Genomic DNA, 19,815 nt, shown 5'->3' with positions numbered 1-19,815 from the left:
CCACTCTCCCCAACGCTGAGGATCAGTTCGATATGTCCAAACATTTAAGAAAAATTTCGGCCGCATTGATGATTGCGGCGATGGCCATGGGCGCACCCGCCTGGGCCCAGAGCGATACCGGCGCGATGGTAGTCGGCCTGTCGGGGGATCCCACCCTGATCAATTCGGGCACCACCACCGAGATCAACTCCAGCGTCGTCGGCGCGCAAATCTACAGCACGATCATTCGCCTCGATCCCAAGGGCGAGCCGGCGCCGTCGCTCGCGAAGTCATGGCAGGTCGCGCCGGATGGCCTGACCTATACATTCAAGTTCTTCGACGGCATCAAGTGGCATGACGGCACGCCCTTCACGTCCAAGGACGTGGCCTGGAGCCTGCTCAACGTCAATAAGCTCTATAACGGGCCTGCGGGCGGCTTGCTCGAGGCGGTGCAGGCGATCGAGACGCCGGATGACCAGACGGCCGTATTCAAGCTGGCTCGGCCCTATCCCCCGCTGCTGCGCGGCCTCGCCTATTTCAACTCTTCGACGATCCTGCCGAAGCATATATTCGACAACGGCCAGGACCCGCGTCAGAACCCGGCTAATCTCAAGCCGATCGGCACCGGGCCGTTCATGTTCAAGGAAATGAAGAAGGGCAGCCACATCCTCCTCGAACGCTATCCCGACTATCATCAGGACGGGCCGAATGTAGAGCGGCTGATCTTTCAGATCATTCCCAATGAAGCCGCCCGTGCTTTGGCGCTCGAGAAGGCTGAGATCGACTTCATTCCCTATCACGTGATGCCGCTCGGTGAAGTCGAGCGTCTGCAGACGAATAAAGCAATCACCGTCGCCTTCCAGAAGCGGGTCATCGCCGGCCAGTACCAGGCCTTCCTCAATACGCGGGAAGGGCCTTTGGCGAACACGGCCGTCCGGCAGGCTCTTTACTTCGCCATGAACCGCTCGGAGCTGTTGGCGAAAGCGGGCTTCGGTCATGGCAAGGTGTCCGACGGCGGGCCTTTCTCGTCCGAGCTGCCGGTCTTCTATACCGCCGACGTCAAGCAATATGGGTACGATCCGGCGCTCGCCAATCGCATGCTCGACGAAGCGGGCTTCCCGCGTGATGCAAGCGGCAAGCGCTTCTCGCTACGCATCAGCTATTCGCTTTCCGAAGGCCCGATGAACGATGTCTCCAGGCTGCTGCGCTCGCAATTCGCCCAAGTGGGCGTCGAGCTGGTCGACAAGGGCATGGAAGCGTCGGCCTGGCGCGATACATCCTTCGTGAAATGGGATTACGACATCACCATGGGATCCTTCGCCAGCGGTCCTGATCCGGCGATTGGCGCGGAAGCCTTTTACACCTGCAAGCGCATTGAGAGGCTGTCGGGCCGCAACGCTTCCGGCTATTGCAACGCCGAAGTGGACAGACTGTTCGAAGCCGGCGGGCGCGAGCTCGATGAAGGCAAGCGGACTGAAGCCTATCGCAAGGCGGCGGCGATCCTTGCCGAGGACGTGCCGCATTGGTGGCTGTGGGACCGCTATTATCCGATCGCATTCCAGTCAAAGCTCGAGGGCATCACTGACGACGTTACCGGCTACGGTACGCTGGACCGGGTGCGCTGGACGCAATGACGCATATTCCATGGCCGGCAGCGCAAGGCGCGCTGCCGGCCTGACCTAAGACAGCATCCGGAGAAGCCCCCGCCGTGTCGCTCATTCTCTATCTTCTGAAGCGGCTTCTTTACACGCTGCCTTTGATGGCCGGCGCCATTGCGATCATCTTCTTCCTGATCCATGCGGCGCCCGGCGATCCGGTGGATTATCTGATCGGCGAGGCGGGGGCGAGCCAGGAGGTCGTCGACCGGCTGCGTGCGCAGATGGGCCTGGATCGGCCGGTCATCGTGCAGTTCGGCATCTACGCCTTCGAGGTCCTGCGCGGCAATCTGGGCTATTCGGTCGTGTCGGGTGCGCCGGTGCTGACCCTCATCCTGGAGCGGTTTCCCGCAACGCTTCTCCTGATGGCGACGCAATATACGCTTGCCGCGATCATCGGCATCACGCTGGGCGTGGTGTCGGCGCGCCGACCCAATTCGGCGACCGACAATGTCATCACCTTCTTCTCTCTCGCCAGCTTCGCCATTCCGGTATTCTGGCTCGGGCAGATGATGATCCTGATCTTCGGCTATTACCTCGACTGGTTTCCGATCCAGGGCATGACCAACCTGCGCAAGGGCTATACCGGCTTCGCCTATGTCCTCGATGTCGCCTATCACCTGACACTGCCGGCGCTCACGCTCGCCATCTACAATGTCGGCCTCGTCCTGCGCCTGACCCGCAGCAGCGTCATCCAGGTGACCGGGCAGGATTACATCAAAGTTGCGCGAGCCAAGGGTCTGTCGGAACGGACGGTGCTGTTCAAGCACGCCTTGCGCAATGCTCTGCTGCCGGTCGTGACGGTCATCGGCGTCGAGATACCGGGTCTGATAGCCGGCGCCGTTCTGGCCGAGACGGTGTTCGGCTGGCCGGGCCTCGGGCGCCTGACGCTCGATGCCATCAACGCCCGCGATTACCCGCTGCTGATGGGCATGTTCCTGTTCATCTGCCTGTTCGTGATCCTCGCCAATCTGGTCGTCGATCTTCTCTACGCGGCTCTCGACCCGCGCATCCGCTACAGCTAGCCCGGGACCTCAGATGAACGCCTCCGCTTCCTCCATCACCCCGGCCAATCGCTCCTGGCAGCGCTTCAAGGCGAACCGCAAGGCGCTCTTCGGTCTCGGCGTGCTCATTCTGTTTCTGCTGGCCGCCGTCGGCGCGGCGCAGCTTGCCCCCTATGACCAGCTCGCCATGGGAGCGTCCTTCAATCCGCCTTCGGCGACGCATCTGCTCGGCACCGACAGCCTGGGCGAGGACATCTTCACCAACATTCTCTACGGCGCGCGGACCTCCCTGATCGTGGGGTTCTGCGCCGTGATCACCTCGACCATATTGGGCACGCTCGTCGGCGCCACTGCGGGCTATTTCGGCGGGATACCCGATACGCTGCTCATGCGCGTGACGGAGATGTTCCAGATCCTGCCGCAGTTCTTCCTGGCGATCGTCATCGTGGCGCTGTTCGGCTCCAGCATATGGAATGTCATCCTGGTGATTGGCGTCCTCACCTGGCCGGTGACGGCACGCCTGCTCAGGGCCGAGTTTCTCACCTTGCGCAACCGCGAATTCGTCGATGCCGCGCGCAGCCTGGGCATGTCGGACTTCGATATCATCACCCGCGAGATCCTTCCGAACGCGCTGCCGCCGATCATCGTCAACTGCACCTTGCAGATTTCGAGCGCCATCCTGCTCGAAACCAGCCTCAGCTTCCTGGGCCTCGGGGACCCCAATGTCATGAGCTGGGGAACGATGCTGCACAATGCCCAGGACTTCTTCAGCCGCGCCTGGTGGATGGCCGCCTTTCCAGGACTTGCCTTGTTCCTGGCAACGCTCAGCCTGAATCTCGTCGGCGATGGCCTCAATGATGCGCTGAATCCGAAAAATATCTGATCAGGCGGCCTTTCCGCTCATCATCAATCCGAAGGCATAGACCAGCGCCACTTCCTTGAGCCGATCGAAGCGTCCGGGTGCCCCGCCATGACCTGCTTCCATCTGCGTCTTGAGCAGCAAGAGATTCTTGTCGGTCTTGCGGTCGCGCAAACGCGCCACCCATTTGGCCGGCTCCCAATAAGTGACACGTGGATCGGTGAGGCCGCCTACCGCCAGGATGTTGGGATAGTCCTTCGCCGCCACGTTGTCATAGGGCGAGTAGGCGGCGATGATATCGTAGAATTCCTTGCTGGCGATCGGATTGCCCCACTCCGTCCATTCGGGCGGCGTCAACGGCAGCGTATCGTCGAGCATGGTGGTGAGCACATCGACGAAGGGAACTTCGGCGATCACCGCTTTGAAGAGTTCCGGCGCCATATTGGCGACGGCGCCCATCAGCATGCCGCCGGCCGAGCCGCCTTGCGCCACGATCTGGCCTTTGCTTGTAAAACCCGCCGCGATCAGATGCCGTGCCGCCGAGTTGAAGTCGTGGAAGGTGTTCTGCTTCTTCTCGCGCTTGCCGTCGGTATACCAGTGATATCCCTTGTCCTGCCCACCGCGAATATGGGCGATGGCATAGATGAAGCCACGGTCGACGAGCGAAAGGATATTGGTGTTGAAGCTCGCCGGGATGGTGATGCCGTATGATCCGTAGCCGTAAAGCCACAAGGGTGCCGTTCCATCGAGCGGCGTGTTCTTGCGATAGAGCAATGTTACCGGCACCGTCTCGCCGTCATGTGCCGGGGCCTGGATGCGGCGGGTGACATAGTTCCGCGGGTCGTGGCCGGACGGCACTTCCTGGCGTTTGCGCATGACGCGGGTGCGATTGCGCATGTCGTAATCATAGACTTCGGACGGCGTCGTCATCGACGAATAGCTGAAGCGCAGAATGTCGGTGTCGTATTCACGCATCTGGCCGAAGCCCAGCGCATAGGCCTCCTCGGCGAAGGCGATTTCATGTTCGGCGCCGGTCTGCATCTCGCGCACCACGATGCGCGGCAGGCCGTTTTCGCGCTCGAGACGTATGAGCCATGATTTGAGCGCGATGATGCCGAGCACCAGCGTGCCGGGGCGATAGGGGATGAGATCCTTCCAGTTCTCGCGGCCCGGCGCCGCCACGGGCGCGGTGACGATCTTGAAATCCTCCGCGTCGTCGGCATTGGTGCGGATGATGAGCTGGTCTTCCCAGTGCTCGATGTCATATTCGACACTGCTCTGGCGCGCGGCGATCAGCCGTGGCGCAGCATCCGGCGTCGCCGTATCGATCAGATAGGCTTCCGATGTCTCGTGGTCATGCGTGTCGATGACGAAGAAGCGGTCCGACTGCGTCTTGCCGACGCCGGCGAAGAAGCCGGTATCCGTTTCCTCATAGACGAGGCTGTCGGTGCTGGCGTTGGTGCCCAGCACGTGGCGGAAGATCTTGAGCGGGCGATGATGCTCGTCCTGCTGGGTATAGAGAAAGCTCTTGCCGTCGGCCGCCCAGCTGGCGCCGCCGGCGGTGTTGTCGATCTCGTCCGCCAGATCTTTGCCCACCGCCAGATCGCGTATGCGGATGCGGAAGAATTCCGATCCCTTGTCATCGGCCGACCAGGCGAGCAACTGATGGTCGGGAGAGATCGAGAAGCCGCCGAAGTCGAAGAACGGTTTCGACCCGGCCTCGATCGTGCCATCGATCAGGATTTCTTCGTCGCCTGAAAGATCGCGCGTCTTGCGACAAAAGCGCGGATGCTCGGCGCCGATGACATAGCTCGAATAATAGGCATAGGGCCCATCGGAAGCCGGCACGCTCGAATCGTCTTCCTTGATGCGTCCTTTCAGCTCGGCGAACAGCCGCTCCTGCAGCTCCTTGGTGGCGGCCATGGCGTGTTCCGTATAGGTATTCTCGGCCTCAAGATAGCCGCGGATATCCTGCGACAGAACGGACGGATCCTGCATGACCGTCTGCCAGTTCTCGGCTTTCAGCCAGGCATAGTCGTCATGCCGGGTGATGCCATGGCGCGTGTCGGCATGCGGGCGTTTGTCCGCCCGCGGCGGATCGATTTTTTCGTGCTTGGTCATTCTTGCTTCGTCTGTTGTGGGCCGAGCTTGTGCGCTGTGCCGTCATGAGGGGATGGGATTGGGGAGGGAAGATAGACGGACAGACCTTAAGCCGCAAACCCGACTGTGCCGGCGCGTCAGGCGGTAACCGTCCATTAAGCATAACATCAGTGGTAAATGGTTCCTCTATGGCGTTCGGCAAGGGCTTAAGCAGTTTTAGAGGCTTGGGCGGCTTAAATGAGGCTCTGCGATCAAGGAGACACGGCGGAGCATGTCGAGCGTGCGGCCTGAAGATGGACTGCCCGTGCGCCGCGTCATAACCGCGGACTCTTTCCGTGCGCTCAAGCTCAAGCTGAATGGCGGCAAGCCGCCGCCGGCGGCTGTCGCACCGCCCGTTCCGGCCCCACAGCAGGCTTTGCCGCCAAAGGTCCCGGAGTTACCGGCGGATCCCGTGCCGCCGGTTGCGACGGTCGAGACACTGCCGGAGGCTATCGAGCCGGTACGCGTCGAGCCGCCGCCGCAATCCGAGACCCTTGCCGGGAGCACGGTCGCCACGATTCCGGATCCGCTGGAGCCGATTCTGCTGCCCGCGCCCGAACCCCTGGAAATCGAGCCCGAGCCGTCGCAGGCCGAATCCGATCCGCCATTGGCCGAGATCATCGTCGAGCCCGCGGCTCCGGAGCCGGCAATGCCCGAGGCGCCAGAGGCGCAAGCAGTGGAAGAGCAGGCCAAGGACGCGGCTTCGCCTGCGTCGACGATGACGCCTGTCCCGCGCGAGGAGCCGCCTGCCGTTTCCGCCCCGGTCAAGCCGGGCAGTCCCGGCTTCATTGAGCGCCGGGTCCTCGAACGGCCGCTGCCCGAAGCTCCGGAAGCGGGCGAGCGGGCCCATGCGCTGCTCGATATCATGGCCATACCGACCGCTGGTTCCTTGCCGCAGGAACGCGCCCTCGCCAATGACACGCTGCTGCGTCTCATTCCGCGTATGCCGCTGAAGAGCCTGCGCCATCTGGCCGAGCGCGTCTGCCTGATGGAGACGCCCTCGCAGATGTTGGTCCGCCGGCTGATCAACGATCCGCGTATCGAGGTGTCAGGCCCGCTGCTCGAAAACGCCATGACCGTGGATGACAGCGATCTCATTGCCGTTTGCAGCTCCGGCAACCCGGCCAAGCTCAAGCTAATGGCGCGCCGGCGGGTGATTTCCCCCGCACTTTCGGAGGCGCTCATTCAGTCGAATGATGTCGAGACGCTGCTCAATCTCGTCCGCAATCAGGGGGCGGCCTTCTCAATCGAAGCCATGTGGCGCCTGACCCGCTTTGCCGCCGCCCATCCGGTGCTTCAGGCGCCTTTGGTGACCCGTCAGGACACCCCATCGCCGATCGCCTTCCAGCTCTTCTGGCGCCTGCCGTCGGAACTGCGCCGCTATGTGCTGTCGCGCTTCCTCACCGATTCGGAAACCATCTCCAAGATCCTCATCATGAATGCGGAAAACGAGGGCGTGGAACGGAGATTTGCCGATCTTTCATTGCTTTCCCGGCTGGAGACGGCGTCGGCCGAGGAGCAGGGCGCGATCTATGCGCAGCTCGTCCATGTGAGCAAGGAGGCAGGCGCCCGGATTGCCGAGGACCAGGGCGGGGAGGCGCTGACGGTGGCCTTGAAGGCCGCCGGTCTCACCCGGGCACAGTTCGCCGGTGTCGTCGATAAGCGCCAGGACGCCGAGGCGCTGAAGGCCATTTTCGACACGCTTTCCTTCAACAAAGCCCGCGTGCTTCTCACTTATTGGGATTGGGCCGCCCGGCGCACCGGCCCCTATGCCCGCATCGCCGCCGCCTGAAGCGATCACTTCGCGTCGCCGAGATCGATCAGTAGGCATTGCCGAGCTTCTGCCGGTGGGAGGTGTAAAAAACTTACGCTCCCGGTCTATTGATTCGTCTTACAATAGATGAAATAAAACCCGGTCCTTAACCGGGGGCATTGCAAATCATATGCAGGAAAAAGGCAATCTTGTTGAACTGACAGCGGATATCGTGGCGGCTTATGTGGGCAACAATACTGTAGCCCAGGCCGATCTGCCGAAGCTCATAGCCAATATCTACCGCTCGCTCGCCACCGCCACGCATGGCGCAGCAGAACCGAAACCAGTCGAAACGGTCGAATTGAAACCGGCCGTTCCGATACGAAAATCGATCACGCCCGACTACATCATCTGTCTCGAGGACGGGAAGAAGTTCAAGTCGCTGAAGCGGCATTTGCGGACGCACTATGATCTCTCTCCCGAGCAGTATCGCGAGAAGTGGGGGCTGCCGGTCGACTATCCGATGGTGGCGCCCAGCTACGCGGAAGCGCGCTCGAGCCTCGCCAAAAAGATCGGACTCGGACAGAACCGCGCCGAGAGACGCTGAGCTTCACTAAAGGTATCGGATGGCTCGATCATCGGGCCACCTGATCCAATCGTGATCCGAGCGCAAGGAGTTTTGGATCCAGGTTCCGCATTTGGACTCTTGCGGCGCATCCCGCACGGATTCATAAGGGCTTAGGACGCCGTGCTGGCGATTCGGGGCAATGGATTCGAGGATATGGCGAAGGGACAGGTAAACGCGGCCTTCAAGGCGCAGCTGATCATCCCCGAACACCGCCAGCTCTACGAATATTGGCTTCTCAAGGCCGCCGGCCGCCCGATGCCCGACAAACGCGACATCAGCCCGGCTCACATTCCACGGCTTTTGCCCAATATCAGCCTGATCGAAGTGGAGATGCCGGGCGAGCGCTATCGCGTCCGCCTCGCCGGAACCCGTCTGCGCGACGTGCATGACTGCGAAACGACCGGCCTCTATCTCGACGAGCTCGATTGGGGCGACAAGCGCGATTACTGGCTCGCCGCCTATCATCGCATCGCCGAGGAAGGCAAGCCGGCGCAGGGCGTCGTGCGGGGCCCGCGTACCCAGAAAGAGCATCTCGTTCAGTTCTGGCTCAAGCTGCCCTTGACCCATGGTGGCGACCGGGTCGGTATGATCCTGTGTTACGACGCCTTCCTGCCGGGCTCGGAAGTCATCGAGACCATCGAAGAAAAACTCGCCGCGGCGCGCTGAGCGGGAACTCTCCCATCATTCATCACGATGCCGCCGGCAGCTTGCTGGTTGACTCATCTTGATCATGAATGGCAGTATCGCTGCCAAGATGACAGTAGAACTGCCAAACACCAATATGCGGGCCGATCTCGCCGCCCTCACTGAAGAGCGCGTCATGCAAGCCTTGGCCGGTCTTCTGACGGCGGGCGCCGGCGAGGTCACCTTCCGGGCGCTGGCGAGCGCCGCGCGCGTGCCCGAGCGCACCCTCTACCGTTATTACCCGAACCGCGACCAGCTCTTCGGGGCCTTCTGGACCTGGCTCAACGATCGGCTCGGCATGCCGCCGCCGCCGAGCTCTCCCGACGAGCTCATCGCCGGCATCGCCCGGATCTTCGCCGCCTTCTCGGCTGATGCGCCGCTCATCCGCACCATGCTGCATGATCCCCAGGGGCGCGCCACCCGGCTCGCGCATAGCGAGGCACGCCGCAAGCGGCTGCGCACCGCGCTCGAGCCGGTCCTGGAGCCGCTGGCCGCCGCCGAGCGCAAGCGGCTCGTCGCCGCCATCCAGGCTCTGATTTCGGCTGCCGGTTGGGAAACGATGCAGGACTATGGTCAGCTGACCTCGCAGGAGGCGGCCGAGACGGCGCAATGGGCGGTGGCGGCGCTCATCGCCGCCGCGCGTCCCGCGAAGGATCGTGCGCCGGCAAGGCCAACCAAACGGAAGAAGGCGTAACTCCTATGCTGCATCATGCTTCATTCTGCGTGCGCGATCCGGCCCTGGTGGCGGAGGTTCTGACGGAGATGCTCGCGGCCACTGTCTTGCGGGCGCCGGCACCGCCATTCCCGCCCAATTCGTGGTTCGTCCTTTATGGCGACGAGGCCGGCTCCTTCATCGAGATTCTTCCCTGGCAGACGGTCCTGACGCCGGACAGCCGCTTCGGTATCGCCCAGGATGAGGCCATGCGGCCGTATTCCGGCGCGCATGTTCTGCTTAGCACACCCAAGAGCGAAGCCGAGATCGAAGCGCTGGCCGAGCCTCACGGCTGGCCCACGCAACGGGTCGATGCCCGGCTCTTCAAGGTCCTCAAGCTGTGGATCGAAAACACGGCGCTGGTCGAGTTCCTGACGCCGGACACACGGCAGGCTTACGTCGAAACCTTCGGCGGCTTGGGAATTCCTGACCTCAACGGCAAGCTAAGGCGGCTCGAAAATCCTGGTGCTGTGTGAGGGAACTGGAGGCGAGGGTCGTCAGTTCCTCAATATGAACAAAATCGCCCCGCTCAATCGTGTCATGCGCCCTGCATCATCCATTTTTGCACTTCTGCTGCTCGCCGCCGGCTACATCGCCGATTTGCCCGGCGCGCAAGCCGATACGTGCCGTTTTACCACGTGCGGGGCGCGCGAGCGCATGTTCGGCACCAAGCCGCTTTATCGTGAGCCGGGTATCGGCGGCAATCGCAGCCCGAACGACATCTACAATCAGCAAAACCAGCAGCGCTTCAAACCAGGTATCAAGGCGGAGCCCTTCGACATGGGCTCGCCGATCGATCCGACGCGGCCTTTGGTGAAGAAGCAGAAGACCCAGACCGTCGACACCGACAGCCCACAGGCGCGCACCGAGCATTCGCGTTGGTGCCGGCAGCATTACCGATCCTATGTCGGGGCTTCCGACACCTATACGACCTATGACGGCCGAACGCTCTCTTGCGACAGCCCTTATAACTGATCGATCAATGGGTGCTGGAGAGTGCCGCCTGGGCGTCCGATTTGATGCGCGTCACCATCGAGGCAACGCCGTTCGACCGTTGCGGCGTCAGATGTTCGCGCAGGCCCAGTTCGTCGAGAATAGCGCCCGCGTCGATGGCGAGGATTTCTGATGCCGCCTTACCCGAGAACAGGCGGAAGATGATGGCGATGAGGCCCTTGACGATAAGCGCGTCGCTGTCGCCGGTAAAGGAGAGGCGCGGTTCGCTGCCATTCTTCTCCTGGTGCGCGGCTATCCAGACCTGGCTGGCGCAGCCCTGGACCTTATTGGCGGGAATGCGCTCCGCTTCGGCGAGCGGCGGCATGGCGCGGCCCAGCTCGATCACATAGCGATAGCGGTCTTCCCACTCGTCTATGATGGCAAAATCTTCCTTGAGGGATTCTATGGTTTCCTGCATGTGCCTCTGGCCTTACAGCCTTCAGATAGGCGTTTGACGGCACGATCTCAAGCACGGTTCCGTCTGCGCTCAGGCCCGGGGCGGATCATCCTTGCCGGCCTGTGCAGGCTTTTCCGGGAAAGCGGCCCGTCGCGCCTTGTGGCGATAGGCCCTTGCGATCTGCTCCTGGCGCGGTGTGAACAGGTCCGTATGGGCTTGATCGGCCATGGCGAGCAGTAATTCTTCGATGTCGTCCTGTCCTATGGTCTCGCCAGGCCCGGTTATGTGCCGGACAGTGACACCTCTTGCCTTGAGCGCGCGCCCCACCAGCAGGCAGCGATGGCAATCGAGCGGATCGCGCTCGGCGCACATCAGCGCGATCCGATAGGTTCTGGCGCCTTCGATGACACGGCCGAGTCCCTGGGCGAAGCTTTCGTTCCGCGCCATCTTTTCGTAGTCGGCGACACCGTCGCTGTAGAGCTCGGGTGTTTTCGGCCGGCCGCCGAGCTCATCACCCAGAAACATATAGGCGATCTTCTCGGCGCCGAGATTCGTTTTAAGTGTCTCGCGGTTGAACTGGGGAACATGCCGCGAATAGGGCTGGCTGCGCACATCGCAGAGCGCCGTCACTTGCGCTTCGCGCAGGAGCAGAAGGAAGTCCGCGAAGGACTGTGTGGAGTGGCCGATCGTCAGCACCTCCACCGCTGTGGGTATGTCGCTCATGAGACGCACCAGATTAGGTGCGATGCGGCCGGCAGATCAACCGAAACGCAGCTGGTAATCAGCCTTGATTGGCGGGAGCCCGCCATTCCGGGATCAGGTCCTCGAGCTCGAGCGTATTCTGGGTTGGCCGTTGCGGTTCGCCCGATGCGGTCGTGACATCAGCGGGCGCCTCTCCGGCACGCTCATTCGCCCATTCATAGAGGAGTTCGATGCCGTATTTCGCCTTGCCTTCGAGTTTGACGGCGACGTAGTGCGCGGTGTCGCAGACGGCGGCTTGGCGGCTGCAGAAGTCGCGCATATCGGCTACCGTCGAGATGGCGGCCATGAGGAGTTCCGTTGCCGGCGGGTCGGCTTCGGTCGATGTGCTGAGGCGCTCCTCCGGCGGCGACGGCATGAAGACCACCACGGCGGTGAGCAAGACGAGCGTCCTGATGATGCGCATATTCGTTTCCCCTATCCATCGCCACGAATAGCGCGTGCGGCTTTCGCCCGCTTGAAAGCGCGCGAGTCAATTCGAGTCAAAGTTTCGGCAAGTTTGAAGTATTTCATTAACCATTCGGAAATCATGACGCCTTACCCGTTAAGGCCCATGACAACCCGGTATTAAGCATCCCGGATGCATTATCGGGGACAGGGGACTGGCGTTAGAGCCGGTATAGGGCAAGTTTGAGTTGGGTCCGGCGTTGAATGAGTAATTATGAAGAGGATGACGCGCCGCGTTTGGGCGTTTCGACCATTGTCGTCGCACTGACGGTGGCGGTGCTTTCTGTTGCCATCGTCTACAACACGCTCACCCAGTCGGCGCCGCCCGCCACCATCACACAGGACGAGGCTTCCGAGCCGGATCCGATCACCGGATCGACCCGGGTGACGGTCGATGCCGGCAGCGACGACCAGGGTGGCACAGTTACCTTGCGTTATGACGCGACGATTGAAAGCGTGCAGCGCGAACTCGCGGCCTCCGGCCTCTATAGCGGCCAGGTCGATGGCGTCTCCGGTCGGCGCACCAAACTCGCCATCATCGCCTATCAGCGCGCCAACGGGCTTGACGAGACCGGCCAGGCTTCCACCGATCTCATCGAGCACATCCGCTATACCCGCCAGATCAACGAAGCGGTCAACATGACGGATGCCGGCACCACAGCGCCGCGCGCCACGGCTCCGTCGGTCAAGCCTGTCGATACGGTCACCCGCGTCCAGGTCGGCCTTGCCGAACTCGGCTATGAGCCGGGCGCCATCAACGGTCAGCTCGGTCAGCAGACCCGCAACGCCATTCTCAAATTCGAGCGCGACCGCGGCATTGCACCGACCGGCGACATCAGTTCCACGCTGATCGCCGAGCTGGACAAGATGAGCGCGCGCAGCGCCAATTGATGCGGCTCAAATCCGAAATCTGGGTTCATGCGCTGCTGCGTCGCTGCTTCGTGCAAGGCATGTTCGGCGCCGTCCTGCGCAAGGGCGCGGAGGAGGCGGGCGCCATCTATGTCGTGATCAACCGTCTCGACGGCACGGTGAGGCTCCTGGGGCCACCGCCCGGCCCCTCGATCGACGAGCAGGGTGAACGTCTATGGATCGAAGTCTCGCCGCCCGTCACCTCGGCTCTCGACGTCCAGCCCTTCATCGATAAATTGACGAAGTTCGATCCCGATATCTGGGTCGTCGAGATCGAGGACCGCACCGGAACCGCCGGCCTGACCATCACGCCCGCCAATTGACGCCCAACCGTCACGATCGGTTAGCGCTTTATTAACCACACCGGGGCGTTAATGCCGGAAGCCGGTTCGCGCCTGCCGCGCCGGGTTTCGAAGGTGAAGGGTGATGGGGACGATACTGACTTTTCCGCGCGATCGCGTGCCGCAACGGGCAGCTAAGGCGCATGAGGGTTCGGCGGAGATCGTGATCTTCCCGGGCGTGCGGATCGAACGCTACGATTTCAGCCTGGCTGACCGTCTGCCGCCGCCGCGCCGGCGTGGCCGCCCGTCGCGCATGCAGGCGCTCGAAGCAGACCACCCCCGGTCCTGATCAATATTCCTGCCTTGTCGGCGAGATCGTCAGCTCCTGCAGGATCACGTTCTGCGGCATCTGATAGGCGAAGAGGATCGTCTTCGCCACATCCTCCGGCGCGATCGGCCCGACCGCATCGCGGCCTTTTTCCCAGAACTCTTTCGCCGCTTCGTTCTTCATCGTGCTCGGAATATCCGTGTCGGTGAGGCCGGGCGACACGACGATCACCCGGACGTCGAAGGGCGCCATATTGCGCCGGGCTCCCTCGCTCACCGCATGGACGAAAAATTTGGTGCCGCAATAGACGTCGTGGCTTGGATAGGATTTGCGCCCGGCGATCGAGGAGATGTTGATGATCGTGCCGTGCCGGCGCGCTTTCATCGCCGGCATCACCGCGTGCATGCAGTTGAGGACACCGGTGCAATTGATGTCGATGAGATCGCGCCACTCCGCCGGATCCTGATCTTCGAGCTTGGCGAGCGGCGCGATGCCGGCATTGTTCACGAGACAGTCGACCGGTCCGTATTTGGCCTCAGCCTCGGCGATGGCGGCGGTCACCGCGTCGCGGTCGCGCACATCGGCGGCGGCGCAGACGGCATTGGCGAGCCCGAGATTGCGCAGGGGCTCGATCCGGCGTCCGGTCAGCAGCAGCGGATATCCTGATCGCGCGAAGGCTTGTGCTGTCGCCTTGCCGATGCCGGAGCCGGCACCCGTGATCATGACCAGTGGCTTGTCGGCCATCGCTTCCCCCGATCTTGTTGCGTTTGGTACGGTTAGAACGTGCCCGGGGCGAGCCTGTCAATGGCGATCAAAGTGCAATGCGCGTCCGGTCAAGCCGGATTGAGCGTGCAGGACGAGCGCGACAGGATGTCGGCAAAAAGCTTGCGCTGCTCGGGATAATCGAGGGCGACCCAGAAAACCGCAATGCCGTAGGATTCCGGAACCTCGACCGACCAGCCGTCACCGAGCGCGCGGGCCTTTTCCGCCTGATCGCTGCTCAGGAGCTCCATGATGCTGGGCGCGCGCTTCACCGAAAGCTTGAATTTGTCGATGCCGGCCTGGCGATCATTGATCGTGTAGAGATCGGCGCCTTTGTCGGAATAAAGGGTGAGCGACCAGAAGGTGTCGGGCATCTCCGCCATCACCGACAATTCACCCTTGCTGATGTCGAAGAGGCACTTGCCGGTAACCGCCTCGCTTTCGGTCTCGCCAAGGAGACGCATCTGCTCGGGCCCATCGAGAAGGACGAAACGGTTGGCATTGCCTTCCTCGGGATTGCCGCCCATCAGCCGCTGCATCGCATAGGTCGGCGCGATCAGCACGTAGCTCAGATGCGCCACGGCGCCGAGGACCAGGGCGACGGCGGCCCAGAACAGGATGGTCCTCATGAGCAGGCCTCCCGCTTGATGCGCGGCAGCATCACCACCGAGGCGGCATTGTTGAGGCCCGAGCCGGGTCTGAGCTTCAGCACCAGCGCGAAATGCGACAGATCGCCGGGGCTCATCCAGTTGCCGGCCTTGGGGGTGCGCGAGATGTTGATACGCATCGAGCCGTCCGGCTCGGCGATGAGGCGCGGCGAGGTGAAAGTGACATCGGAAGGCTGCTTGGCAGCCTCATCGGCGAGCGCAAGCTGCCACCAGCGTGCCGAAAGCCGCGGGCCCTGGATGACATAGTCGCAGTCGCCATCGAGGCCGGCGCCCTCATCGTCGCGCGTCGCCTCGAAGAGCAGTTCCTGGCCGAGCGCCGGCGGCAGCCGGCCGAACATCAGATAATGCGCATTGACATAGGGATTGCGGATCGACGCCGTGCCGGAGAACCATGATTTCCATGGGCCTCCGCCCGCCGTCATTGCGGTTGCCGTCCGCTCGATCGACCATTGCGCCGTGACGATGCCGATGACGCCGCCGAGAAACAGGATGCCGGCGGCCTTGATCAGGGAGCCGAGCTTCATGGATGGGGTGATCCTGCCGTCATTGCCGCGATTGTCTCAGCGGTCACGCGGCTTGAGCCGCATATATTTGACATTCGATTTGCGCTTCTTGTTGGTATTGGCGTCGGGCAGCACCAGGACCGAGTCCTTCGACTTGCGTTTTGCCTTTGGCTCCTGGTCGTCGCCGAAAATGCTGAACACATCGCGCAGCACGTTGATGACCGGATCGTCGGATTCGCTCGGGCGGACGATGGCGACATCCTCCTCGGGCGGCGGCGCTGACGCCGTCTTTTGCCGCTTCGGCTTCGTCACCTTCACTGTCGGATCGCTGACGGCGGTCTTGCTTGCCGACTTGGCGGTGCCGGGGGTGATCACGGTCGGTGTCTGGCTCGCCGGGGCCTCGGTCCCCGTGCCGGCATCGGCGATCACATCGTCAGCGCTCATGTCGGGCACGTCTTCGAGAGGGGCCGCCGGATTTTCCAGCGCATATTGCACATAGCGCTCTTCCATCGGCACGCCGGGGAGGGCCGTGCCGACCTGCGGCTGCTCGGCCCACAGCATAACTTCCTTCCAGGTGGCGGCAGGCAGCAGGCCGCCAGTGACGTTGTTCATCGGCGTGAAGTCGTCATTGCCGAACCACACGCCGGTCACGTTATGGGCGGTGAAGCCGATGAACCAGGCGTCACGATAACTTTGATTGGTGCCGGTCTTGCCGGCCTGCGGCGTGAAGCCGAGGAGGGCACGTTTTCCGGTGCCGACTTCGACCACGGCATTCATCATGTGATTAAGTTCGGCGATCTTCTCTTCCGGTACCGACTGGACGCGCTCCTGCGCCTGCGGATCCTTGGCGCGGTTGTAGATAACGTCGCCATTGGGACGGCGGATCTCCAGCACTGTATAGGGTTCGGTCACCACCCCGCCCTGCGCAAAAGTGCCATAGGCGGTGGTGATGTCGAACAGTGTCATGGCGCTGGTGCCGAGCACCATTGGGGGCCAGGTCTCGAGCTTGGCCTTGAGCCCGACCTTATGTGCCGCCTCGATGATCGCCGGGCGGCCAAAATCGATGGACAGCCGCACCGGGACCGAATTGTATGATTTCGCCAGCGCCGTCGTCAGCGAGACACGGCCGCCATATTTGTTGGTGTAGTTGCGCGGCGACCAGCCGCCGACCGAAACCGGGCCGTCGACCACGGTCGATTCCGGCGTATAGCCGTTGAGGAGCGCGGCCAGATAGACGAAGGGCTTGAAGGACGAGCCCGGCTGGCGCATCGCGTCCGTGGCGCGGTTGAATTGGCTGTTTTCGTAGTCGCGTCCGCCGACGATCGCCTTGACGGCGCCATCGGGCGTCATCGTCACCACCGCGGCCTGGGTCGCGTGATATTGCGGGCCTTCGGTATCGAGCGTCTTGTTGATGATGCGCTGGGCGGCTTCCTGCAGCTTGGCGTTGATCGTCGTTTTCACCTCGATCACAAAGTCGCCGGTGATGTGCTTGGCCTCGATGAGGGCCAGCGTATCGGCATAGGCTTTGTCGAGGAACCAGTCGGGGCTCGCCACGGCCGGCGAGTTGACGAGATCGGCCGGCTCGCGCCGCGCCTGCACCAGCTGGCCTTGCGTGATGAAGCCTGCATCGAGCATGCGGTAGAGCACGACATTGGCGCGGGCGCGCGCCTGCTCCATGCTCACATGCGGCGCGTATTTGGAGGGTGCCTTGAACAGGCCGGCCAGCATCGACGCCTCGGCGAGATTCACGTCACGGATCGACTTGCCGAAATAATACTGTGCCGCCGCCTCGACGCCGTAATTGCCGCCGCCCAGATAAGAGCGGTCGAGATAGAGCTTGAGGATCTCGTCCTTCGACAGGCGCGCCTCGATCCACAGGCTGAGGAAGGCTTCATGGACCTTGCGCCGGATGGTGCGCTCGGGGCTGAGGAAGAGATTCTTCGCCACCTGCTGGGTGATCGACGAGCCGCCCTGAACCACGTCATTGGCGCGCGCATTCTGGATGATGGCACGGAAGGTGCCGAGCACGTCGACGCCGAAATGCTGATAGAAGCGGGCGTCTTCGGTGGCGAGTACCGCCTTGATCACATGCGGCGGGATATCCTCGAGCGGGATGGCGTCGTCCTGGCGGATACCGCGCCGGCCGATGATCTCGCCATTGTCGTCGGTGAAGGTGATCGCATAGTCGCGCCCCTTGTTCCACACGTCTCCGGTGCCGGAAAAGGGTGGCAGGGCGAAAGCGAGGAGTCCGAAGGCGATGACCGTGCCGAAGGTCGCCATGTCGTCGGTGAGATCGATGATCACCCGCTTGACGCCCGACAGACGGAAGCGATGAACGAAGGAGGAATAGGCCGAAATCCCCCGCCGGATCGCGTCGATGACCTCATAGACGCCCGAGCTCACATAGGAGTCGAGCCACATCATGGTCTGATAGCTGGATTTTTTTGGCGATTTGGCCAAGATCGGCGTCCGTTATCCTGTGCCGAACCTTTTACCACTGGTTGGCGAGCGGTTTCCACTTACTTGAAGAATATGACGGAAAGGGGCCGGAAATGGGCGTGACCCTGGGCTCGGTTCCTGGCAAAAACGCGGTAATGAACGAAATTCGATCCAGGGCCGGAACCGACGGGCCTCACATCGTCATTCTGGCTGGCGGCACCGCGTCGCGGAACCTGACCATTACCTTGATCCGCCAGGGTGTGCGGGTGACGAGGCTGGTGCCGGCCTGGGATTCGGGCGGTTCGTCCAAATCCATCCGCGAGGCCTTGCATATCCTCCCCGTCGGCGACATCCGGCAAGCCTTGATGACCATGGCCTATGCCGAGGGCCATGCCGGCGATGTGGTGCGCATCTTCAATGCCCGTCTGTCGGAGACCGGCAACGCCGCCGCACTCGCCCGCGAGCTGGCTTTCTACGCTGAAGGCACGCATCCGGTGATCAAGGCGATGAAGCCGGAAATCGCCGAGGCCATCCTGCGCTATCTCAGGGTTTTCATCACCGCCGCCGGGCCGGGTTTCGACCTGAGGCGGGGCAGCATCGGCAACTTCATCTTGACCGGGGCGCTCCTCGCCGAGGCTGGCGATATCAATGCGGCGATCCTGGCCTTCAAATCGCTCTGCGGCATCGCCGGCAATGTCTGGCCGGTGTCACAGGATCGTGATCTGACCTTGCGGGCGGTGCTCAAGGACGGCCGCTCGATCGAAGGCCAGCATGTGATCACGGCGCTGGGCGACGAAGAGGCTGCCATGGGGATCGCCACCGTCGTGCTCGGCGCGGCCACGGCCAATCCGCGGGCGCTCGCGGCGATCGCCGATGCCGATGCGATCGTCTATGGGCCGGGAAGTTTCTTCACCAGCATCCTGCCGCATCTCCTGGTCGAGGGCATCGCCGCGGCGATCGCAAGAGCCCAAGCCCCCAAGATCCTCGTCGGCAACATGCTGGAGGATCGCGAGACCCGCCGGCTGAGCGTCGATGAGATGGCCGAGCGCGTGCGCCATGCCGGGGCGGGTCAGCCGGTTCTTTCGCATCTGCTCGCCCATGAAAGCGCGGTGCCGGGCGAGCGCGTGGTCGGCGCGGCGCGCTTCGTCGCCCGCGCGGCGCGGTCCTTGCCGGATATTGCCGTCATCGCGCGTGATTTCGAGGATCCCTGGCATCGCGGCCAGCATGATGCCGGGCTTCTGGCGGCGGAGATTTTGCAACTTTCCGCGGAAGGCGTAAGACACGCGCGATGAGCGAGCCCTTCTGGAAGACCAAGACCCTCACTGAAATGACGCCGCAGGAATGGGAAAGCCTGTGCGACGGATGCGGGCGCTGCTGCCTCGTCAAGCTCGAGGACGAGGATACCGGCAAGATCCATTTCACCAACCTCGCCTGCAAATTGCTCGACCGCCGGACCTGCCGCTGCAGCGACTACACGCACCGCAGCGCCCGGGTGCCGGATTGCGTGCGCCTCACGCCTGAGAATGTCGGCAAGCTCAACTGGTTGCCGGACACCTGCGCCTATCGCCGCCTCGCCAAGGGCCAGCCGCTCTCTTGGTGGCATCCGCTGGTTTCCGGACGCAAGGGCACTGTCGCCGAGGCCGGCATTTCGGTTGGTGGCCAGGTGCGCTCCGAAGAGGGCGTCGCGGAGGAAGATCTCGAGGATCATCTCTGGAAGCTGCCGCGCGCCAAACGTCCGGCCTGACCGAATCGCGGCGGCAGCTTTGCAGTCGCTCACTCCAAATCTATGGGCAGTTACGCCGGGCTCTCGCTTAGTTTTTCCACGCCTGTGTCATGAAAGTCACAGTACATTCTGTGGATCGATCTAAATAATCCTGAGATATCAATTTGTTACGAGTGTTGTATCATCGTGGCGC

Annotated in this window: 22 protein-coding genes; 14 read left to right on the top strand and 8 right to left on the bottom strand. The window is 62.5% G+C overall.

The annotated features are described in order from the left end of the window. Window positions 1–32 precede the first annotated feature (32 nt). From JHL16_RS26925 to JHL16_RS26915, 3 genes are all read left to right on the top strand, one after another. Window positions 33–1,613, top strand: a complete 1,581-nt coding sequence (locus tag JHL16_RS26925; RefSeq protein ID WP_200187981.1) for an ABC transporter substrate-binding protein — start codon at window positions 33–35, stop codon at window positions 1,611–1,613. 74 nt (window positions 1,614–1,687) lie between these two features. Then, the gene (locus JHL16_RS26920; RefSeq protein WP_200187980.1) at window positions 1,688–2,659 is read left to right on the top strand and encodes an ABC transporter permease subunit; all 972 of its coding nucleotides are present in this window, start codon (window positions 1,688–1,690) and stop codon (window positions 2,657–2,659) included. 13 nt (window positions 2,660–2,672) lie between these two features. Beyond that, complete coding sequence (locus JHL16_RS26915; protein ID WP_200187979.1) at window positions 2,673–3,521, top strand: ABC transporter permease; 849 nt, start codon at window positions 2,673–2,675, stop codon at window positions 3,519–3,521. On the opposite strand, the gene JHL16_RS26910 is transcribed toward JHL16_RS26915, so the two are convergent. Further along, on the bottom strand, window positions 3,522–5,618 hold the full coding sequence (locus tag JHL16_RS26910) for a S9 family peptidase (RefSeq protein ID WP_200187978.1): 2,097 nt from the start codon (window positions 5,616–5,618) through the stop codon (window positions 3,522–3,524). A 250-nt stretch (window positions 5,619–5,868) separates the two neighbouring features. Between JHL16_RS26910 and JHL16_RS26905 the strand changes: the two genes are divergently transcribed. The 6 genes from JHL16_RS26905 to JHL16_RS26880 all read left to right on the top strand — a co-directional run bounded on the left by JHL16_RS26905 (window position 5,869) and on the right by JHL16_RS26880 (window position 10,388). Continuing rightward, window positions 5,869–7,428 (top strand): DUF2336 domain-containing protein, encoded by a 1,560-nt coding sequence (locus JHL16_RS26905; RefSeq protein ID WP_200187977.1) that lies wholly within the window; start codon window positions 5,869–5,871, stop codon window positions 7,426–7,428. Window positions 7,429–7,579: 151 nt separating this feature from the next. Then, a complete protein-coding gene (locus JHL16_RS26900) occupies window positions 7,580–7,996 on the top strand; it encodes a Ros/MucR family transcriptional regulator (RefSeq protein WP_200187976.1) in 417 nt (138 codons plus the stop codon). A 174-nt stretch (window positions 7,997–8,170) separates the two neighbouring features. Then, on the top strand, window positions 8,171–8,683 hold the full coding sequence (locus tag JHL16_RS26895; protein ID WP_200187975.1) for a PAS domain-containing protein: 513 nt from the start codon (window positions 8,171–8,173) through the stop codon (window positions 8,681–8,683). Window positions 8,684–8,771: 88 nt separating this feature from the next. Further along, window positions 8,772–9,395 (top strand): TetR/AcrR family transcriptional regulator, encoded by a 624-nt coding sequence (locus tag JHL16_RS26890; protein ID WP_200187974.1) that lies wholly within the window; start codon window positions 8,772–8,774, stop codon window positions 9,393–9,395. A 5-nt stretch (window positions 9,396–9,400) separates the two neighbouring features. After that, complete coding sequence (locus JHL16_RS26885) at window positions 9,401–9,889, top strand: hypothetical protein (protein WP_200187973.1); 489 nt, start codon at window positions 9,401–9,403, stop codon at window positions 9,887–9,889. 34 nt (window positions 9,890–9,923) lie between these two features. Continuing rightward, the gene (locus JHL16_RS26880; protein ID WP_200187972.1) at window positions 9,924–10,388 is read left to right on the top strand and encodes a BA14K family protein; all 465 of its coding nucleotides are present in this window, start codon (window positions 9,924–9,926) and stop codon (window positions 10,386–10,388) included. A gap of 4 nt (window positions 10,389–10,392) precedes the next feature. Here JHL16_RS26880 and JHL16_RS26875 read toward each other — a convergent pair whose 3' ends face one another. The 3 genes from JHL16_RS26875 to JHL16_RS26865 form a co-directional block, all read right to left on the bottom strand. Beyond that, window positions 10,393–10,824, bottom strand: a complete 432-nt coding sequence (locus tag JHL16_RS26875) for a SufE family protein (RefSeq protein ID WP_200187971.1) — start codon at window positions 10,822–10,824, stop codon at window positions 10,393–10,395. Window positions 10,825–10,893: 69 nt separating this feature from the next. After that, on the bottom strand, window positions 10,894–11,526 hold the full coding sequence (locus JHL16_RS26870) for a DUF488 domain-containing protein (protein WP_200187970.1): 633 nt from the start codon (window positions 11,524–11,526) through the stop codon (window positions 10,894–10,896). A gap of 58 nt (window positions 11,527–11,584) precedes the next feature. Then, entirely contained in the window at window positions 11,585–11,968 is a 384-nt protein-coding gene (locus JHL16_RS26865) for a DUF5330 domain-containing protein (RefSeq protein WP_200187969.1), read from the bottom strand. A gap of 245 nt (window positions 11,969–12,213) precedes the next feature. Between JHL16_RS26865 and JHL16_RS26860 the strand changes: the two genes are divergently transcribed. The 3 genes from JHL16_RS26860 (at window position 12,214) to JHL16_RS26850 (ending at window position 13,548) form a co-directional block, all read left to right on the top strand. Continuing rightward, a complete protein-coding gene (locus JHL16_RS26860) occupies window positions 12,214–12,900 on the top strand; it encodes a peptidoglycan-binding domain-containing protein (protein ID WP_200187968.1) in 687 nt (228 codons plus the stop codon). Then, on the top strand, window positions 12,900–13,241 hold the full coding sequence (locus JHL16_RS26855) for a DUF1491 family protein (RefSeq protein WP_200187967.1): 342 nt from the start codon (window positions 12,900–12,902) through the stop codon (window positions 13,239–13,241). The genes JHL16_RS26860 and JHL16_RS26855 overlap by 1 nt, the downstream gene beginning before the upstream one ends. 103 nt (window positions 13,242–13,344) lie before the next feature. After that, the gene (locus JHL16_RS26850) at window positions 13,345–13,548 is read left to right on the top strand and encodes a hypothetical protein (protein WP_137857994.1); all 204 of its coding nucleotides are present in this window, start codon (window positions 13,345–13,347) and stop codon (window positions 13,546–13,548) included. Here JHL16_RS26850 and JHL16_RS26845 read toward each other — a convergent pair whose 3' ends face one another. From JHL16_RS26845 to JHL16_RS26830, 4 genes are all read right to left on the bottom strand, one after another. Continuing rightward, window positions 13,549–14,271: an SDR family oxidoreductase gene (locus tag JHL16_RS26845; protein WP_200187966.1), complete on the bottom strand. Its 723-nt coding sequence runs from the start codon at window positions 14,269–14,271 to the stop codon at window positions 13,549–13,551. An 89-nt stretch (window positions 14,272–14,360) separates the two neighbouring features. Beyond that, window positions 14,361–14,918, bottom strand: a complete 558-nt coding sequence (locus JHL16_RS26840) for a hypothetical protein (protein WP_200187965.1) — start codon at window positions 14,916–14,918, stop codon at window positions 14,361–14,363. Then, on the bottom strand, window positions 14,915–15,481 hold the full coding sequence (locus JHL16_RS26835) for a DUF1214 domain-containing protein (RefSeq protein WP_200187964.1): 567 nt from the start codon (window positions 15,479–15,481) through the stop codon (window positions 14,915–14,917). Before JHL16_RS26835 ends, JHL16_RS26840 begins: the two co-directional genes overlap by 4 nt. Before the next feature lie 36 nt (window positions 15,482–15,517). Continuing rightward, window positions 15,518–17,920, bottom strand: a complete 2,403-nt coding sequence (locus JHL16_RS26830; protein ID WP_200187963.1) for a transglycosylase domain-containing protein — start codon at window positions 17,918–17,920, stop codon at window positions 15,518–15,520. A gap of 134 nt (window positions 17,921–18,054) precedes the next feature. Here JHL16_RS26830 and JHL16_RS26825 point away from each other — a divergent pair, with 134 nt between their 5' ends. Next, complete coding sequence (locus JHL16_RS26825; protein ID WP_200187962.1) at window positions 18,055–19,191, top strand: 2-phospho-L-lactate transferase CofD family protein; 1,137 nt, start codon at window positions 18,055–18,057, stop codon at window positions 19,189–19,191. Further along, a complete protein-coding gene (locus JHL16_RS26820; protein WP_200187961.1) occupies window positions 19,188–19,643 on the top strand; it encodes a YcgN family cysteine cluster protein in 456 nt (151 codons plus the stop codon). Before JHL16_RS26825 ends, JHL16_RS26820 begins: the two co-directional genes overlap by 4 nt. The last annotated feature ends 172 nt before the right edge of the window (window positions 19,644–19,815 follow it).

The organism is Taklimakanibacter albus (genome assembly GCF_016595235.1).
In the GTDB taxonomy this organism is placed as follows: domain Bacteria; phylum Pseudomonadota; class Alphaproteobacteria; order Rhizobiales; family Aestuariivirgaceae; genus Taklimakanibacter; species Taklimakanibacter albus.
Note: the sequence above shows the minus strand (reverse complement) of the source record. Positions and strands in the feature narration are given on the sequence as shown.

Bases quoted from the DNA above. Each gene is read 5' to 3' on its own strand.
- JHL16_RS26890 (WP_200187974.1), top strand. From the start codon at position 8,772: ATGACAGTAGAACTGCCAAACACCAATATGCGGGCCGATCTCGCCGCC.
- JHL16_RS26910 (WP_200187978.1), bottom strand. From the start codon at position 5,618: ATGACCAAGCACGAAAAAATCGATCCGCCGCGGGCGGACAAACGCCCG.
- JHL16_RS26855 (WP_200187967.1), top strand. From the start codon at position 12,900: ATGCGGCTCAAATCCGAAATCTGGGTTCATGCGCTGCTGCGTCGCTGC.
- JHL16_RS26900 (WP_200187976.1), top strand. From the start codon at position 7,580: ATGCAGGAAAAAGGCAATCTTGTTGAACTGACAGCGGATATCGTGGCG.
- JHL16_RS26875 (WP_200187971.1), bottom strand. From the start codon at position 10,824: ATGCAGGAAACCATAGAATCCCTCAAGGAAGATTTTGCCATCATAGAC.
- JHL16_RS26870 (WP_200187970.1), bottom strand. From the start codon at position 11,526: ATGAGCGACATACCCACAGCGGTGGAGGTGCTGACGATCGGCCACTCC.
- JHL16_RS26925 (WP_200187981.1), top strand. From the start codon at position 33: ATGTCCAAACATTTAAGAAAAATTTCGGCCGCATTGATGATTGCGGCG.
- JHL16_RS26835 (WP_200187964.1), bottom strand. From the start codon at position 15,481: ATGAAGCTCGGCTCCCTGATCAAGGCCGCCGGCATCCTGTTTCTCGGC.
- JHL16_RS26880 (WP_200187972.1), top strand. From the start codon at position 9,924: ATGAACAAAATCGCCCCGCTCAATCGTGTCATGCGCCCTGCATCATCC.
- JHL16_RS26865 (WP_200187969.1), bottom strand. From the start codon at position 11,968: ATGCGCATCATCAGGACGCTCGTCTTGCTCACCGCCGTGGTGGTCTTC.
- JHL16_RS26850 (WP_137857994.1), top strand. From the start codon at position 13,345: ATGGGGACGATACTGACTTTTCCGCGCGATCGCGTGCCGCAACGGGCA.
- JHL16_RS26860 (WP_200187968.1), top strand. From the start codon at position 12,214: ATGAGTAATTATGAAGAGGATGACGCGCCGCGTTTGGGCGTTTCGACC.
- JHL16_RS26825 (WP_200187962.1), top strand. From the start codon at position 18,055: ATGAACGAAATTCGATCCAGGGCCGGAACCGACGGGCCTCACATCGTC.
- JHL16_RS26840 (WP_200187965.1), bottom strand. From the start codon at position 14,918: ATGAGGACCATCCTGTTCTGGGCCGCCGTCGCCCTGGTCCTCGGCGCC.
- JHL16_RS26905 (WP_200187977.1), top strand. From the start codon at position 5,869: ATGTCGAGCGTGCGGCCTGAAGATGGACTGCCCGTGCGCCGCGTCATA.
- JHL16_RS26915 (WP_200187979.1), top strand. From the start codon at position 2,673: ATGAACGCCTCCGCTTCCTCCATCACCCCGGCCAATCGCTCCTGGCAG.
- JHL16_RS26895 (WP_200187975.1), top strand. From the start codon at position 8,171: ATGGCGAAGGGACAGGTAAACGCGGCCTTCAAGGCGCAGCTGATCATC.
- JHL16_RS26845 (WP_200187966.1), bottom strand. From the start codon at position 14,271: ATGGCCGACAAGCCACTGGTCATGATCACGGGTGCCGGCTCCGGCATC.
- JHL16_RS26820 (WP_200187961.1), top strand. From the start codon at position 19,188: ATGAGCGAGCCCTTCTGGAAGACCAAGACCCTCACTGAAATGACGCCG.
- JHL16_RS26885 (WP_200187973.1), top strand. From the start codon at position 9,401: ATGCTGCATCATGCTTCATTCTGCGTGCGCGATCCGGCCCTGGTGGCG.